A 15050-nucleotide genomic window follows, 5' to 3' on the forward strand; every position below is an offset into this window, starting at 1 on the left:
TCCCGGATGCGAAGAATCCCATCATGAATCGCTGATCCCGGGTCGGTATTCTCAGCCTCAACGAATTCATTGTTGAGGGGAGCGCGAACGACGAACACCGACGACGTCGACTGACAGTCCGGTATCGCTTGCTCGCGAAGAGATGATGGAATCAGACCTCCGACCCGACGAGATCGACGACATTCCCCAAGGGGCGGTGCTACGTCTGCTGACTGGCCCTATGCGCGGCTGCGAGTTCGCGCTGCCGCCCGGGGTGACGCTCTTCGTCATTGGTCCCAGCGATCCCACATTCGATCGCGGCTGGCAGACGGAAATGCCGCCCAACGCCATCTATGTGCCGATGGACGGCGAAGGTGGCGACAACTTCGAAGTGCTGGTCGACGACGCCGGACGCGAGGGACTGTTCGTACGCGTGCTCAACGAAGGTGCCGGTGCGGAAGTCGCCATCGACGCCTCGCAGATCGCGCGCATCGGCGACGTTCGCGTGGGTGTGAAGCGTGTCGACGCAGCATGGTCCGACGAAGTACAGCGCAGCTTGTGCGCTCAGACGCGGCTCGACGACACGGTGAGCCCGGCGCGTGGGCGCCGCCGCTGGCAGCAGGCGTTCTGGTCGTGCGCTGTCGTCGTGCTGCTCGTCGCAAGCGGGTTCTTCTACTGGCGCTCGGAGCCGCAACGTCAGGCGCAAGGCGTGTCGGAGTATCTCGAATCGCTCGGCGGTCACGCCACCGTGTTGCCCGGCAACGATGGTCATCTCTACGTGTTGACGGAAGACGGCGATGCACGCAACGCATTGGCGCGCGCGCTCGGCGCAGAGGTCATGAAGCGGGAAAAGCTGGTGCTCGTCGCACTCGACGAAGAGAACGCGCGCATCACGCAGTGGATCGATACAACGCGCACCGAGCTGGTGTATTTCAAGCTTTCGCTCGACGACCCGGCCGTGCCGGAGCTATGGATCAATCGCAAGCAGAAGGGGTTGTCCGACGTGGAGATGGCGCAGTTCCGCCAGGCGTTGCTGGAGCGGATTCCCTATGCCCATCGCGTGAACATCACGCTGCATGACGAAACCGAAGCTAACGGCGAAGCCGAGGACGCGCTCAAACGTCAGAGGGTCCCGTTCCTGCGCACCGATACGCCGGAAGGCGTGACGTTCCACATCAGCACGGAACTCGACGATGTGCAGCTGCGCCGTCTCTATGGCTTTATGCGGACCTTCGAGCAGCGGTGGGGCAAGCGTCTGGTGCACTTCAACGTCGACTTGCGCGACGACTGGACGGCAAAGCAATCGTATGCGTATGGTCCGGCCGCATATGTGAAAGACGGACCGCATCAGTGGCGATTTATCAACCGGCAGTAATGCCGCACAGGAGCTTGGAACAACGATGCTTATGAATACTCCGGGAGTGAACAGCGACGACCTGACTTACCTCGAGCAGTTGTCGAAGGACTTCGACGGCCCGACGGCGGCCTTGCAGCAGCGTATCGACGAAGCGATCGCTAAGATCAAGAGCAAGCCGACCGAATCGGAGGGCATGGCTGAGTTCCAGGCGGCCATGGCCGCCTACTCGACGATGCGTGCAGCCCAATCCGGCACCGTCAAGACACTGAAGGACACGGTGCAAGGGGTCATCTCCAAGTTCTGATGCTCACGCCGTCGCGTGCCATCGAATGCTAGTGCATTCACCGACATATCGAACGAGGCTGTCATGCTATTTGATCCTTCGCTGTTATCGGTCCGGTCGCTGGACCCCGACGCATCGGTGCTTGCGACCGATCCGGCTGCAGGCCAGACGCTGGAGTCGCGTTTCATGAACGCGGTGGCCAATCTGTCGGCCGATTTCGAAGCGGACCGTGCAGGCATCGCGGCGGCGGTGACGCGCTTCGATCCCACTAATTCGGAGAGTGCAATGGACTTGCAGAATCGGCTCTCTGTGTACGGCATCGATGTCGGCATGGCGAGTTCGCTCGCGCGTAAATCGGTGGCGGCCGTCGAGGCGCTGCTTCGGTAATGCGTCGCTACGTCTTTCTCCTCGTTGCCGTGCTGGCGCTCACGGGGTGCCGCAAAGCCGAGACGCTGCTCAGCGCGCTCGACCAGCAGCAGGCCAATGAAGTGGCTGCCGTTCTTCTGCGTCACGACATCGCGACGCAGAAGACCGACGGGGGAAAGGCGGGCTATTCGATTTCGGTCGACGCCGCCGATTTTCCGCGAGCGGTGGACTGGCTCAAGACGTACGACTTGCCGTCGCGTCCCCGTATGGAGATCGCACAGATGTTCCCGCCCGATTCGCTCGTGGCGTCGCCCCGCGCCGAGCGGGCGCGTCTGTACTCCGCGATCGAGCAGCGACTGGAGCAGTCCGTCCGATTGATGAGCGGCGTACTCGCGGCACGCGTGCATGTGAGTTATGACGTCGACGCGCAGGCTGGCAATGCACCGATGCCCAGCCCACATATTTCCGCTGTCGTCGTGTATCGGAACGACTTCGATGCGACGGCGCTGATCAACGACATCCGACGATTTCTCAAGAACAGTTTTGACGATGTGCGCTACGAGAATATTTCCGTCGTGCTCTCGCGCCAGCCGGTTTCGCTCAGTGCGAGCCCGCCGTTGCCCGTCGAGAAGCGAACGAACGAAGGCCGCCCGCTCTGGCCGCTCCTGGTGGTCGGCGTGCTGGCTTGCGCGGTGCTCGCTGCGGCGCTGAGAACGCGCGTAAGGTGGCCGCGACGCAGTGCTGCCGCGCAAGTCCCGGAGGGCCGATGATGGCCTTGCACCCGACGCCCGACCTGCACGAGTCACCGAGTCCGATGGCCGTGAACTGGCGCACGATGATGTTCGACCTGGTGTCGTACATCCATCCGGTGCGCTTTAGCTATCCGACGCAGTTCTCGTCGCCGCGTCAGCGGGCCGTGATCAACGAAATGCTCATCGCCGGATTCCGTCTCGACAATCACTGGCCGTTCGATCAGATCGGCATCGTCGAGCGGCCCTGGGTACTCAACTGGCGATTGTTGCCGCAGGTGGCCTATCTGATGGGATGTCAGGTGCACAAGGCGAGTCTGTGCCGTCGCGCTGCGTTGCTCGGATTGCCCCGGTGGGCCTATGCGTACGCCCGGTTGCCAGTGCTCGATGCGGTGCCGTCCGCGGTGGCTGCGCCGCCCTCGCACGGTGAACTACTCGGCGAAGGGTTTGTGCGACTCATGGCGCTGAGTGCATCGCTTCGCGAACCGCTTCGTCAGCGCTTGCCATTGCTGTTTCCCCCTCTCGATGCTTGCGCCGCCGATATGCCCGACGCGCGCGACGTGCGACTTTTCGTGACGGCTTTGCAATATGCCAAGAAGCATCCCCATTCCCCCCCTGACACGCGTCATTGACGGTGTCGTCGTGAGCCGCGACGAGTTGGCTCGCGGGACCCGGACCGAGCGCGTCGACGACGACATTCGTCGATGGGCGAAGCGTCGTGTCGCCGAGACGCAGCGCACGATGGAGGGACAACGCGCACGTGCGATGCACGCCGGGTATCGCGACGGTATGGCGATGGCGCTCGAAGACGTGGTGGCGCATCTGATGCGCACCGAGCAGATGTGCCTGCGCTGGCGCGGCGAGATGATCGAGCAGGTGCGCGGTTTGCTGAGGTGCGCGTCACGCCATCCGGAGGCACTGCTCGCTGCGCTCGACGACGCGTTGCGCACCTTCGCAGGCGTGCCGTCCGACGTGCCGGTGACGATCGTGTTGCCGGTGCGGCTCAAGCCTCGTCGCGACGACATTCGTGCGCGGGTAGAAGCCGCGTGCCAAGCATCGCTCAAGCTCGAATTCAGAGCGACGGACGAGCGCATCTCCGTGCACCGGGGAAGCACCGTGATCGAGTACGACCCGGACGACTACGTCGCGCGGGCCGAGGCGGCGCTGGATATCGATCCGAACGCATCGAAGGCGGACTTGCACGCGATGCTCGCGCCCGCGCTCAGGTCGCTCGGCGAGCGCGTCGCTGCGCTGGCGACGGGCCTGGCTCAGACGGAGCGAATGGCGAACATGGGCGTGGGCCTCGACGCCGATTTCGACGCGGCACAGCCCGCCGCAATTGCCCCGACTACAGGGCACTTCACTACGACAGGTAATGACCATGAACACCATTGAAGGCGTCTCGACGCTCTCGCCGATGTCCGCAGATGTCGGCAACGAACCGACGCCAGTGTCGCTCGCTGAGCGCGTACGCGGCATGCAAGGGGCGTCGCAGGGGCAGCCGCCCGTGTCGGGCATCGATTCGCCGTCGCCCGACGTCGGCACGCTCGAGGACGACAACGATGAAGACTCGGAAAACAGCTGGCGAGAGTTGTTCATACGTCAGATATGGCTGGCGTCGTTCGACGGAAGTCAGGAGCTATATGAGGAAATTGGCGGCATGTGACGCGCCGGCGGCGCATGCCACGGAATAGTGAAACGGAAGACCCGTCGGGCTTCGACGGGAAGTGAGGTGGTCGATGAGAAGCATGAAGATCATGGAAGAAGCGCAAGCGCTGTGCGAAAACCAATCGTACGCGCTGGCATGCGGCGGCGTGTGGTTCGTGTGTTCGCCGCCGTCCACCCGAAGCCTGTTGCTGGAGCTGCAACCGACTGGCAACGTGGGGCCGACGCGACTGGAACTGAGTCCCGGGTATCGCGGATTGCTGATGCACGGCAAGGGGACGCTGCTGGTCAGAGGCGGCACCCTGCACTACCAACGGTTGCACTGCAACGTGCTGGTCAAGCTGCTGGCGTTTATGGACGAAGCGCACGCGATGGGCAACGACTCTGACGACCACTACCGGCGCTGCGCCGTGCCTGTGCTGCATCGTGTGCCGGTCGAGGCGCCATGGGCTGACCGTCGGCAGTGCGAGCTGTGGTTCCTGAGTCAGATGGCTGCACCGGGCGAGGGTTTTCGCACGATGCTCGACGTGCTGCGCCGTTGCGAATCGTACGACCTGATCCGCTTTTTGCTGACGCGCGCACCCGCTGGTGGCACGTTGCGTCACATGTGCACGAAGTACGGCGTGTCGTACTCGCACTTCCGGCGGCTGTGCCGGGGCGCGCTGGGGGAATCCGCGAAGATCGCGTTGCGCGATTGGCGCATGGCGCGCTCGATGCTTGAAGTCGCACAGGGGAACGACAGTTTCACGGAAATCGCGCTGCGCAACGGCTATGCGTCGTCGTCGCATTTCTCCACGGAGATCAAGGAACTGATCGGGATGTCGCCGACCAGTGCCGCAGGCGCGTTGCGAACGTTGGCCCGATGAAGAGGATGCACTACGTCGTCTGCGCGATGCTCGCCGCAGGCGTTTCGAACGTTGCCGTCGCCTCGTGGGCGATGGCGTTGTCCTCGGCGGGCTCGCTCGACGGCGCTTCGCCAGCGACAGCGCCCCCTGCCGTGATCGCGCCGCAGGCGCAGGTGCTACCGCAGACACCGGAACCTGTGCGTGAGCGCGCGCCCAAGCCGGAACGTGCGGTGGAAGCGGTGCAGGAGGTGCAAGCCGTCGATCCCGTGCCGACCCAGGCGACGGGTGGCGCATCAGGTGGCTACGTGGCACGCAACGACAACCTGCGGGTGTTCTTCGCCGCGTTGTCGCCGTATCTCGGCCGTCCGGTCATCGTCAGCAATCTGGCGGCGAAGAAGCAGGTGACCGGCGACTTCGACTTGAACAACGCCCGTGCGCTGCTGGAATCGATGGCGAACCGGCTGGGTCTCATCTGGTATCACGACGGGCAGTCGATCTTCATCTACGACGCGTCCGAGGTTCGCAATGCAACCGTCTCGATGACGCACGCGACTCAATCCGATCTCGTGTCGTATCTGCGCAGTGCGGGGCTGTACGACCGACGTTATCCGATACGCGGCGAGGCGAGCCGCAAGGTGTTCTACGTTTCCGGTCCGCCGGTCTTTGTCGATCTCGTGCTCGCAGCGTCGCGCTCGATCGATCGCACGACGGTCAACGACATTCCGGCCGCCGGACCCGACCGGATCGGTGTGGTACGCATGGAAAACGGCTTCGTGTCCGATCGCACCTATCAGATGCGCGACGAGAAGATCGTCATCCCCGGGATGGAGTCCGTGATCAAGGAACTGGTGGAGACCGCTCGGGGCGGCGCGGGTAGCCTGGGCAGCCTGCTACCGCCCTCGACGCAGTTGCCGCTTTCGCCCCAGGACAGACGGGGTGTTCCCGCACCGCTATTGCCGCCGGGTCCCGGAACCGACGCAACTTCCCCGCCCGCAGCTCTCAATACCGCGCCGCCGCTTTTGCCCCCTACGCGCCCCGGTAGCGTGGGTGAGGGCGGGCGCGGCCAGCTCATCGTGCAGGCCTATCCGGCGGGCAATAGCCTGCTGGTGCGCGGCACGGCCGAACAGGTCGAGCGCATCGAGCGACTCGTCTCGCGCCTTGATGCGCCACGTCGCCATATCGAGTTGTCGCTATGGATCATCGATGTGCGCAAGGAAGCGCTCGATTCGCTGGGCGTGGACTGGTCGGGGGGCGTCTCCATCGGGTCTCGCGTGGGTGTGCTGCTCAACGCGACGGCGCCGGTCAGTACGCTCGACGGTGTGCGCTTTCTGGCGAAGATTCAGGCGATTGCCTCGCGCGGACTGGCGAGTGTGGTGTCGCGTCCTGTGATCCTGACGCAAGAGAACATCCCCGCGATGTTCGATGGTAGCCAGACGTTCTACGTGCCGCTCGAAGGCGAACGCACCACGGACCTGCGCAGTGTGACCTACGGGACGATGATCAGCGTCTGGCCGCGCTTTGCAGGGCGCGACGAAATCGAGATGACGCTCAACATCGAAGACGGCACGAGTGCGCCCAGCAAAGGGAGCGATGCCGACAGCAAATACACCGTGCTGCCGACGGTATCCCGTACGCGCATCAGCACCATTGCGCGTGTGCCGCAGGGCAAGAGCCTGCTCATCGGCGGCTATACGCGAGACAGCGGTGACACCGTCGAGAAGAAAATCCCGCTGCTCGGCGACATCCCGTGGATTGGCCGCGCGTTTCGCTATACGAGCACGGCACAGAACAACGATGTGCGCGTTTTCCTGATTCAACCCCGCGAGATCGACGGCCCGCTTCAGCATGACGCCAGCGATATCGCGGGCGACACCGTGGCGACATTGCCTTATCCCGTCGACGGCGTGTCGAAGGACGTGCGCGTAACGACAGGGCTCGACCGGGCCCCAGCCGACCAGGCCAACCAAGCCCCCCCTGCCGCCGAAGGACGCGAGGTGTCGGGCGTATCCCCTTCCCAACCCCCGACGGACGCGAGCGCCGAACAGCACATACGCGACGAATCCGCCATCCTCAACACGGGAGCCGACCGTGGCCAGTCTTAACGCTATTCAGCCGTCGTCATCGTCAATCTCGCAGACCTCCGCCGCGTCGCCGGGGCGGCAACGCGCGGCGCGCTCGCACGACGATGACGACGGCCCCCAGAAGATTCTCTCGGGCGGCCCGGTCGCCGAGATCCTAAGGACGCTGGAGTCGACGGACGAACTGTCGTCCATCATGACGCAGTTCCGGCTGCGCTCGATGCGCAAGGACGAGAACCGCGGCATGGCGCAGAGTTACGACTACATCCTCGAAGAGGATGCGCCGAACAAGATCCTGGCGATTCTCGGCGCGTCGTGGGTCACGGCCGAAGGGTTGAATCGACTGCTGAAGGATGCGTTCGACGACGTCACTGACCGATGGCTCGCGCTTCAGGCGCTCGACACACAGCGTGAATCGCTCGACAGCGCACAACAGCAGGCACTGACCGAAGCGATCCAGCTTGCGCAAGACGCACCTCGCAAGGAAATCCGCGAGCGCAAGGCGGGCATTCATTGCGCGATCAAAGCACGACTGAGCGCAAGACAGATTCCGCTCGAGTTCGGGCCGCGTATGTTGCGCGCGGCATATCGCGAGTTTCTGATCAACGACGCCGAGACACCCGACATCGATATCTACCAGTCCTGGATTTCCCGATTCGGCTATACGCGACGCGAGCAGGTGCTCAATTTCATCGAAGACACATTTGTCGACGACATGCGCTCGCTCGATCCGAGCAGCACGGAGGCGGAGGCGCTTGCACCGACGCAGCGTCTGAACGTCCTGAAGCGCCTGCGCTCGTGCGAGCGCACGTTCGTGCAACGGGTCAGCGCCAGTCCGTATGCCGAACCCTTCAACTCCAGCGAGGAGGACTGGCTGCATTTCGTGCTCGCAATTCTGACCGACCCCCGCGCGCTCGACGAATGCATGAGCGCAGTCACAGGCCGTGCCGCACTGCTACAGGACAACGGCGCGCATGGCCGACTGATCGGACTGCTGTCCCGGGCTTGCAGCGACTTGCCGGGCGAACCGTTGCAGACGCAGGAAGCGCGCGACATGCTGCTCGACGGCTTGCGCGATCTCGCCGACGCAGCTTACCGCGGCGAGCGCAGTGACCGAGCGTCAGACCCCGTGTCGCGAAATCGCCGGAGCGCTTAATGCCCGCAGCGTTATTGAGCGAACTGCGGGGCCGTCCCGAAGTCGTCATTCTGATTCTGATGTCGTGCGTAATCGCCATGCTGGTGATTCCGTTGCCGACCTATCTGGTCGACTTTCTCATCGGCGTGAACATCGCGATTTCCGTGTTGCTCTTCCTCGGCGCGTTTCACATCGAGCGGATTCTGAACTTCTCGTCGTTCCCTTCGATGCTGCTCATCACGACGCTGTTTCGGCTGGCGTTGTCGATCAGTACCACTCGCCTGATTCTCATCGATGCCGACGCGGGAAAGATCATCGATTCATTCGGACAGTTCGTCATCGGCGACAGTCTGGCGGTGGGGTTCGTGGTGTTTGCCATCGTCACCATCGTGCAGTTCATCGTGATCGCGAAGGGCTCCGAGCGTGTGGCCGAAGTCGCTGCCCGATTTTCGCTCGACGGCATGCCGGGCAAACAGATGAGCATCGATGCCGACGTGAAGGCGGGCACCCTCGATAACGACGGCGCTCGCGAACGTCGCAGTGTGCTGGAGCGCGAGAGTCAGCTGTACGGATCGTTCGACGGGGCGATGAAGTTCGTCAAGGGCGATGCGATCGCCGGGATCGTCATCATCTTCGTCAATCTGATCGGCGGCATTATCGTGGGGATGACGCAGCGCGGCATGGAGTTGGGCGGCGCACTGGAGACCTATACCACGCTGACCATCGGCGACGGTCTCGTCGCGCAGATTCCGGCGCTGCTCATCTCGGTGTCGGCAGGCTTCGTCGTCACGCGTGTGAACGGCGAAGCCGACAACATGGGGCGCACGATCGTCAGCCAGTTGATGGGCAACCGCTTCGTGCTGGGCGCGACGGCACTTCTCACGTTGATCATCGGCACGCTACCGGGCTTTCCGTTTCCGACGTTTTCTCTGCTGGCGTTGGCCTGTTACTTCGCCAAGCAGGACACCGGTGCGGCGGGGCATTCGGGCAACGCGGCAAAGGACAGCAAGAGCGGTATGCCGGGCGATGGCGCCGCAGGCAAAGCGGGCAAGTCCGGGAAGGCCGGGTCCAGCGCGAAAGCGCGCCCCAATGCGAAGGCGGACAGCTCGCTCATGTCCATCGACAACCTCGACAGTGTCGCGCCGTCGACAGCACCGCTGGCCATCGTGATTCCATCGGCGGAACTGCCGTCGTTCGAAGCGGCAGGCTTCACGGAGCGGGTCCGCAGCCAGTTCTTCACCGACTTCGGCGTGCATCTGCCGGAGGTCCTCTTGCAGGGCTCGTCGTCACTCGGTGAATCGCGCGCTGCCGTCTACATCAACGAGGTGCGCGCCGACGAGTTCGTCATCTTCTACGACCGCGTACGCGTGGACGCCTACACCAGCGAAATCGCGGCCCTGCAATACGAGCCGGTCTTCTCCGGTCCCGAGCGCGGCCGCTGCGCGTGGGTGACGCCTGCGCAGGGCGAGGCGCTCTCCGCCATGCGACATCTCACGCACCCCCCGGCCGACGAGCTGTATCAGGGAATGGCCGTCCTGCTCACGCGCCATGTGAACGAGTTCTTCGGCATTCAGGAGACGAAGAAGATGCTCGATCTGGTCGAGCAGCATTACCCGGATCTGGTCAAGGAGGTGCTGCGGCACGTGGCACTACAGCGGGTCTCGGAGATTCTGCAACGTCTGGTCATGGAGCGGATCTCGGTGCGCAACATGAAGCTCGTGATGGAAGTCCTCGCCATGTGGGCCCCGCGTGAGAAAGATGTGCTCAATCTCGTCGAGCACGTGCGTGGCGCGCTGGGCCGCTACATCTGCAACAAGTTCCTGCGCAGCGGTGAGCTGCGCGTCGTCATGCTCTCCGCGGAGATCGAGGAGAGTGTGCGTCGCTCGATCCGGCAGACGGCCGGTGGCGCGTTCGTCAACATGGACCCAAAGGATGCCGAGACGCTGCTCGACCGCGTAGCACTCGCGCTCGATGCGTCCGGGCGGCCCCACAAGGACCTGGTGCTGCTGGCGTCGGTCGACGTGCGGCGCTTCGTGAAGAAGCTGGCAGAAACCCGCTTTCGAGATCTGGAAGTGTTGTCGTTCGGCGAGCTGGTCGACGGCGTGTCTGTCAACGTCATCAGCACAATCTGAGAGCGCCGATGGCCACCATGACGAAAACACTGACTCAGACGCCGACCCGGAGCAGCCCATCGTTCGTCCGACATCTCTCGCTGATCTCGCGCATCGCCGGACACACGGCCGAGGCGCACATCCCGGGGGTGACCATTGGTGAGATTTGCGATATCCGTCGCACGTGGCGTGACGCGCACGTCGTCGGGCAGGCGCAGGTGATCGCGGTGCACGACGAACGCGCCATTCTCAGCCTGTTCGCCGCCACACAAGGGTTGTCCTGCGATTCGGCGTTGCTGCCTACGGGACGTCAGGCTTCGTGCCGTCCGAATGAGGCATGGCGCGGCGCCGTGCTCGACGCCGGCGGCGGCATTGTGGATCGCATCGACGGGCAGTCGCTGGCACCGGTGCGCGCGGGCGCGGCGGAGCGTGCGCTGCTGGCCCCGTCGTTGCCCTATCTCGAGCGCGTGGGCGTCGATAGCGTCCTGCACACGGGACTGCGCGCCATCGATGCGCTGATGCCGTGTGGTGTGGGGCAGCGTGTCGGCATCTTCGCCCCGGCCGGGTGCGGCAAGACGTCGTTCATGAACGCGCTGCTGGCCGGTGTTGAAGCGGACACGACGGTGGTCGCGCTGATCGGCGAGCGGGGGCGCGAGGTGGTGGAGATCGTCGAAGCGCTGAGGGCGTCGCCGGGCGCGCAGCGCTGCGTCGTGATCTTCGCGACTTCCGACGCGCCTGCCGTCACGCGCCGCAACGCCGCGCTGCTGGCGACCACGGTCGCCGAGCATTTCCGCGATCAGGGACAGCGGGTGGCACTGTTCGTCGACTCGCTGACCCGCTATGTGCGCGCGTGCCGCGATCTGGCATTGGCGACCGGCGAGCTGCCCATGCGCGCGGGCGTACCGGCGTCGGTCTACACGAGCCTGCCGCAGTTGCTGGAGCGCGCAGGGGCGTCGACACGCGGCAGCATCAGCGCCTTCTACACCGTGTTGCTGGAAGACGACGAGATGCCGGACCCCATGGCCGAAGAGATTCGCTCGATCCTCGACGGACACATTCATCTGAGTGCCCAACTGGCGCACCGGAATCACTATCCGGCCATCGACGTGCTACGCAGCGTGAGCCGTGTCGCCACGCGCGTCGCAACGCCCGACCAGATGCGCACGGCGGGCCAGCTGCGGGCGTGGCTCGCGCGTCTCGAATCGTTGCAGACGTTGGTGGACCTCGGCGAATACCGGCCGGGCGTGAGTGCTCAGGACGACCGCGCGATGGAGGCAAAGCCGTACATCGAGGCTTTCCTAAAGCAAGAGGCGCACGAATGGTCGTTCGCCGACGAGACGCTGAGGAGGTTGCATGAAATCGTGGGGTGACGCACGACGACTCTATTGCGCTGCGCTGCAGATCAAGGAGATTCAGGAGCGCGAGTTACGCAACATCTCATTCAGGGACACCGATCTCGTCAGACAGTCCGACGAGATCGCGGCACAACGCGACGCAATTCTCGCGTTGATCGCTTCGTCGAAGCCGTCGCAGCTGGAATCGGATATGAATGGACTGCGCAGCGGCATGCGCGTCACGGGACTGTTGCGGCAGCAGGTGCGCGATCTCGATGTGAAGCTCGCGACACTGGCCGAATCGCGCGAGCAGTTGGAGACCGACCGCGAACTGACCGAGAACGAGCGGCGGCGTTGGTGGCGAAAGGAGACGAAGTACACACGTCTGGCGAAGACGTTGCGCGGCGACGCCCGCAAACGTCAGGCGTATGTGGAATGTAGCGAACTTGAGGAACATCAGTCATGGCGCAGGTAAGCGTGGCAGGAACGGCCGACGTATCGGCAACGCCGGACGAGCCCGGGCGACAGCAGGCGAGCGACAAAACGGTGGCGCAGCGTGTGGAAGAGGCGCTGCGCAAACACGCGTCCGAGCACCGGCGTGCGGACGACATGCCGGGCGCTGCGCCGCTTTGGTTCTTGTCGATGCCGATGGATCGCTCGCCGCCGCTGTGGCTCGATGCGGTGTCTGGAGGCTCGACGTCATCGGGCGACGGCGTGTCGTCGGCACAGCAGGCGCACACAACGTCGGTCGACGACCGGGATGCGATCGATTCGTCGACGCGCCACGGCGGCGCACGTCAGACGCTTGCCGAGTTGCTCAGAGCGAACCGACTTGTGGGCGACGGACAGACACGATCCGTCACCGACAAGCGCACCGACGCGTCGCTCATTGCCGGTACCCCCCAAGTCGATGCCGACCGTGCTTCGGTTCAACGTCGCGACGCCCGGTTGCCGACGCCCGGCGGTGTTGGCGATGTCGGTGAGTCGGCCACGGCGAGCGTGGATGGTCGCGCTGTGATGGCGTCGGGCGCGGCATCGGAGGTCGGGCAGGAAGCCGGGGGGGAAGCGGGGCGGGAAGCGGGACCCCGTCACGACGCACGCGAGCGGTCGCATCGGGGGGAGGGTGGCGCCAGCGCGCCGGGCACTTCGACGCCACAGGTCATGCAGGGACAAGCGCTCGCGCCACATCCGGGCGCACGTCGCTTCGCTGCGCAGGTGCCGCACAAACCTATGGCGCCGCGTGCACCGGCGCACCCCTTACCCGGCGATGCTGTCCGCCGGTCGATCACCGGTGGCGACGGCATGCGCTACGCATTCGGGAGCTGGGGCAAAGGACACTTCGTCAACGTGCAGGTCGTGCAAGTGGATGGGCGACGAGGCTTCGTGCTCGGCGCATCGGACACCATGGTGCAGCGGCGCTTGTCAGCCGCGCTGCCGGGGGCGGCATCCTCGTCGGACGAAGGTTCGTCGCGCCGCGTCGGTGTGCGCGCCATTGAGGCCGTCGAAAAATTGGACAGCACAAACGATGAGGACGCCGGATGCTGAAACTGCGGCGTATCGACGAAGGACTGTCGCGGCTGACGCTGGCGGCGGACGTCTGGCAAGCGCGGGGCTGGTCGGCATCGCTCGAATATCTGCCACGCATGGGGTCGTGGATTCGCGTGCAGGACACCGCGCACACGTGGCAAGGGTGGGTGGAGCCAGGCATGTGGCTCGAAGGTGCCGCGCATGAGTTGGCGTCGCTCGCGTGCTGCGCCGATTCCGAGCAATTGGCGGCGCGATTGTTCACGGTGACGGCAAACCCGTTGCATCTGCCGATGCCCGAGTTGCGTTATGACGTGCTCGACGTCGGTGCGCCGATCGACGGTGCGGCGCTACCCGAAGCGATGCTGCTCAAGGTGCGGGCGGCGGAGTGCCCCGTGTGGCTTACGCGGGTGCCAGACGTGCGGGCCACGATGCCGCTCGACGTGAGTGGCGTGCGCTTCTCGCTCGATGTGGAAATTGGCCGCAGCCCGGCTTGGCTGACGACGCTGCGCAGCATTCATCGCGGCGACGTCCTGATCATTCGCGACGTGAAGCGTCGGCTGAGTTGTACGGGAAGTGTGATCGGCGGTTATCAACAGGAAGAGGGGAGCGCGATGCTGGAAACGTATTTGCATGACGAGATCGAGGACATGATGCCCGAGCGAGCGCGAGAGGGCGACGACGTTGGCGACATGGCGGCAACCTCTGGCGGGGCGACGTCGCTGGCCCAATTGCCTGTCGAACTGGTGTTCGTGCTGCAACGCGAGCGCATGACGCTTGCCGAACTGGAGCAAATCGGCCGCACGCGCGTGCTTGCGTTGCACCCGGGCGCGGAGCAGCACGTCGAGGTGCGTGCCAACGGTACGTTGCTCGCGCGTGGCGAACTCGTGCAACTCGACGCACGGCTGGGCGTCGAGATATTCGAGTGGCTGATGGAGACGGACGACGCGCAACGAGAAGTAAAGGGACCGGATCATGTGGAGTGATGTACCGGCGATAGCGGTACTGAGTTTCTTCACGCTGCTGCCGTTTCTGGTGGCGTCGGGTACCTGCTTCGTCAAGTTTTCCATCGTGTTCGTGATGGTGCGCAACGCGCTTGGGCTGCAACAAGTGCCGAGCAATATGACGCTTAACGGCGCGGCGCTGCTGATCTCGGTTTTCGTCATGCTGCCGGTGACGACGGCGGTGCTCGACGCGTATCAGGCAAACCCCGTCAACTTCGCCGATCCGAATTCGGTGCGTCGCTTTCTCGACGACGGTCTCTCGCCCTACCGCGATTACCTGCTCAAGTACGCCGACCCGCAGTTGACGCAGTTCTTCGCGCGTCAGGAGGTGACCCGCGACGGTGCCAGCGTGCCGCTCGACGCCACCGCACCGTCCATCTTCGCGCTGCTCCCGGCGTATGCGCTCACCGAAATCAAGAGCGCGTTCACGATCGGCTTTTACCTGTATCTGCCGTTCGTGGTCGTCGATCTGGTGGTTTCCAGCGTGTTGCTCTCGCTGGGCATGATGATGATGAGTCCGGTGACGATCTCCGTGCCGATCAAGCTCATTCTCTTTGTCGCGATGGACGGATGGTCACTGTTGTCGCAGGGCCTGGTCAGCCAGTATCTGCAATAGGGAA

The 15050-nt window shown here is 64.1% G+C and carries 16 protein-coding genes; all 16 read left to right on the forward strand.

Annotation, left to right across the window (positions count from 1 at the left end):
* Positions 1-142: 142 nt before the first annotated feature.
* A complete protein-coding gene (locus ACIQWO_RS10755) occupies positions 143-1354 on the forward strand; it encodes a PrgH/EprH family type III secretion apparatus protein (protein WP_402823049.1) in 1212 nt (403 codons plus the stop codon).
* Positions 1355-1385: 31 nt separating this feature from the next.
* A complete protein-coding gene (gene sctF, locus ACIQWO_RS10760) occupies positions 1386-1640 on the forward strand; it encodes a type III secretion system needle filament subunit SctF (protein ID WP_402823052.1) in 255 nt (84 codons plus the stop codon).
* 63 nt (positions 1641-1703) lie between these two features.
* Entirely contained in the window at positions 1704-2006 is a 303-nt protein-coding gene (gene sctI, locus ACIQWO_RS10765; RefSeq protein WP_402823055.1) for a type III secretion system inner rod subunit SctI, read from the forward strand.
* Positions 2006-2755: an EscJ/YscJ/HrcJ family type III secretion inner membrane ring protein gene (locus ACIQWO_RS10770; RefSeq protein ID WP_402823058.1), complete on the forward strand. Its 750-nt coding sequence runs from the start codon at positions 2006-2008 to the stop codon at positions 2753-2755. Before sctI ends, ACIQWO_RS10770 begins: the two co-directional genes overlap by 1 nt.
* Positions 2752-3366 (forward strand): type III secretion apparatus protein OrgA/MxiK, encoded by a 615-nt coding sequence (locus ACIQWO_RS10775; RefSeq protein WP_402823061.1) that lies wholly within the window; start codon positions 2752-2754, stop codon positions 3364-3366. Before ACIQWO_RS10770 ends, ACIQWO_RS10775 begins: the two co-directional genes overlap by 4 nt.
* A gap of 10 nt (positions 3367-3376) precedes the next feature.
* Positions 3377-4129, forward strand: coding sequence for a hypothetical protein (locus tag ACIQWO_RS10780; protein WP_402823064.1), 753 nt, complete (start codon positions 3377-3379; stop codon positions 4127-4129).
* A complete protein-coding gene (locus tag ACIQWO_RS10785; RefSeq protein WP_402823067.1) occupies positions 4116-4400 on the forward strand; it encodes a hypothetical protein in 285 nt (94 codons plus the stop codon). Before ACIQWO_RS10780 ends, ACIQWO_RS10785 begins: the two co-directional genes overlap by 14 nt.
* Before the next feature lie 82 nt (positions 4401-4482).
* Positions 4483-5265 carry a helix-turn-helix domain-containing protein gene (locus ACIQWO_RS10790; protein WP_402823070.1) on the forward strand — a complete coding sequence of 261 codons (783 nt, stop codon included), beginning with the start codon at positions 4483-4485 and terminating at the stop codon, positions 5263-5265.
* Positions 5262-7346 (forward strand): type III secretion system outer membrane ring subunit SctC, encoded by a 2085-nt coding sequence (gene sctC, locus ACIQWO_RS10795; RefSeq protein ID WP_402823073.1) that lies wholly within the window; start codon positions 5262-5264, stop codon positions 7344-7346. The genes ACIQWO_RS10790 and sctC overlap by 4 nt, the downstream gene beginning before the upstream one ends.
* The gene (locus ACIQWO_RS10800; protein WP_402823076.1) at positions 7333-8478 is read left to right on the forward strand and encodes an HrpJ domain-containing protein; all 1146 of its coding nucleotides are present in this window, start codon (positions 7333-7335) and stop codon (positions 8476-8478) included. Before sctC ends, ACIQWO_RS10800 begins: the two co-directional genes overlap by 14 nt.
* On the forward strand, positions 8478-10589 hold the full coding sequence (locus ACIQWO_RS10805; protein WP_402823079.1) for an EscV/YscV/HrcV family type III secretion system export apparatus protein: 2112 nt from the start codon (positions 8478-8480) through the stop codon (positions 10587-10589). The genes ACIQWO_RS10800 and ACIQWO_RS10805 overlap by 1 nt, the downstream gene beginning before the upstream one ends.
* Positions 10590-10606: 17 nt before the next feature.
* On the forward strand, positions 10607-11938 hold the full coding sequence (locus ACIQWO_RS10810; protein ID WP_402823082.1) for a FliI/YscN family ATPase: 1332 nt from the start codon (positions 10607-10609) through the stop codon (positions 11936-11938).
* Positions 11922-12377, forward strand: a complete 456-nt coding sequence (locus ACIQWO_RS10815) for a hypothetical protein (RefSeq protein ID WP_402823085.1) — start codon at positions 11922-11924, stop codon at positions 12375-12377. The genes ACIQWO_RS10810 and ACIQWO_RS10815 overlap by 17 nt, the downstream gene beginning before the upstream one ends.
* Positions 12365-13447, forward strand: coding sequence for a hypothetical protein (locus tag ACIQWO_RS10820; protein WP_402823088.1), 1083 nt, complete (start codon positions 12365-12367; stop codon positions 13445-13447). Before ACIQWO_RS10815 ends, ACIQWO_RS10820 begins: the two co-directional genes overlap by 13 nt.
* Complete coding sequence (locus ACIQWO_RS10825; RefSeq protein WP_402823091.1) at positions 13441-14412, forward strand: YscQ/HrcQ family type III secretion apparatus protein; 972 nt, start codon at positions 13441-13443, stop codon at positions 14410-14412. Before ACIQWO_RS10820 ends, ACIQWO_RS10825 begins: the two co-directional genes overlap by 7 nt.
* Positions 14402-15046: an EscR/YscR/HrcR family type III secretion system export apparatus protein gene (locus tag ACIQWO_RS10830; RefSeq protein ID WP_402823094.1), complete on the forward strand. Its 645-nt coding sequence runs from the start codon at positions 14402-14404 to the stop codon at positions 15044-15046. The genes ACIQWO_RS10825 and ACIQWO_RS10830 overlap by 11 nt, the downstream gene beginning before the upstream one ends.
* Positions 15047-15050: the final 4 nt, after the last annotated feature.

Origin of the sequence: Pandoraea sp. NPDC090278 (genome assembly GCF_044772185.1) — a bacterium.
Classification (GTDB): domain Bacteria; phylum Pseudomonadota; class Gammaproteobacteria; order Burkholderiales; family Burkholderiaceae; genus Pandoraea.

Excerpts from the sequence above, each read along its gene's own strand:
- sctI (WP_402823055.1), top strand. The coding sequence starts at position 1,704 with ATGCTATTTGATCCTTCGCTGTTATCGGTCCGGTCGCTGGACCCCGAC.
- sctC (WP_402823073.1), top strand. The coding sequence starts at position 5,262 with ATGAAGAGGATGCACTACGTCGTCTGCGCGATGCTCGCCGCAGGCGTT.
- ACIQWO_RS10825 (WP_402823091.1), top strand. The coding sequence starts at position 13,441 with ATGCTGAAACTGCGGCGTATCGACGAAGGACTGTCGCGGCTGACGCTG.
- ACIQWO_RS10755 (WP_402823049.1), top strand. The coding sequence starts at position 143 with ATGATGGAATCAGACCTCCGACCCGACGAGATCGACGACATTCCCCAA.
- ACIQWO_RS10815 (WP_402823085.1), top strand. The coding sequence starts at position 11,922 with ATGAAATCGTGGGGTGACGCACGACGACTCTATTGCGCTGCGCTGCAG.
- ACIQWO_RS10770 (WP_402823058.1), top strand. The coding sequence starts at position 2,006 with ATGCGTCGCTACGTCTTTCTCCTCGTTGCCGTGCTGGCGCTCACGGGG.
- ACIQWO_RS10810 (WP_402823082.1), top strand. The coding sequence starts at position 10,607 with ATGACGAAAACACTGACTCAGACGCCGACCCGGAGCAGCCCATCGTTC.
- ACIQWO_RS10790 (WP_402823070.1), top strand. The coding sequence starts at position 4,483 with ATGAAGATCATGGAAGAAGCGCAAGCGCTGTGCGAAAACCAATCGTAC.
- ACIQWO_RS10830 (WP_402823094.1), top strand. The coding sequence starts at position 14,402 with ATGTGGAGTGATGTACCGGCGATAGCGGTACTGAGTTTCTTCACGCTG.
- ACIQWO_RS10805 (WP_402823079.1), top strand. The coding sequence starts at position 8,478 with ATGCCCGCAGCGTTATTGAGCGAACTGCGGGGCCGTCCCGAAGTCGTC.
- ACIQWO_RS10820 (WP_402823088.1), top strand. The coding sequence starts at position 12,365 with ATGGCGCAGGTAAGCGTGGCAGGAACGGCCGACGTATCGGCAACGCCG.
- ACIQWO_RS10775 (WP_402823061.1), top strand. The coding sequence starts at position 2,752 with ATGATGGCCTTGCACCCGACGCCCGACCTGCACGAGTCACCGAGTCCG.
- ACIQWO_RS10785 (WP_402823067.1), top strand. The coding sequence starts at position 4,116 with ATGAACACCATTGAAGGCGTCTCGACGCTCTCGCCGATGTCCGCAGAT.
- sctF (WP_402823052.1), top strand. The coding sequence starts at position 1,386 with ATGAATACTCCGGGAGTGAACAGCGACGACCTGACTTACCTCGAGCAG.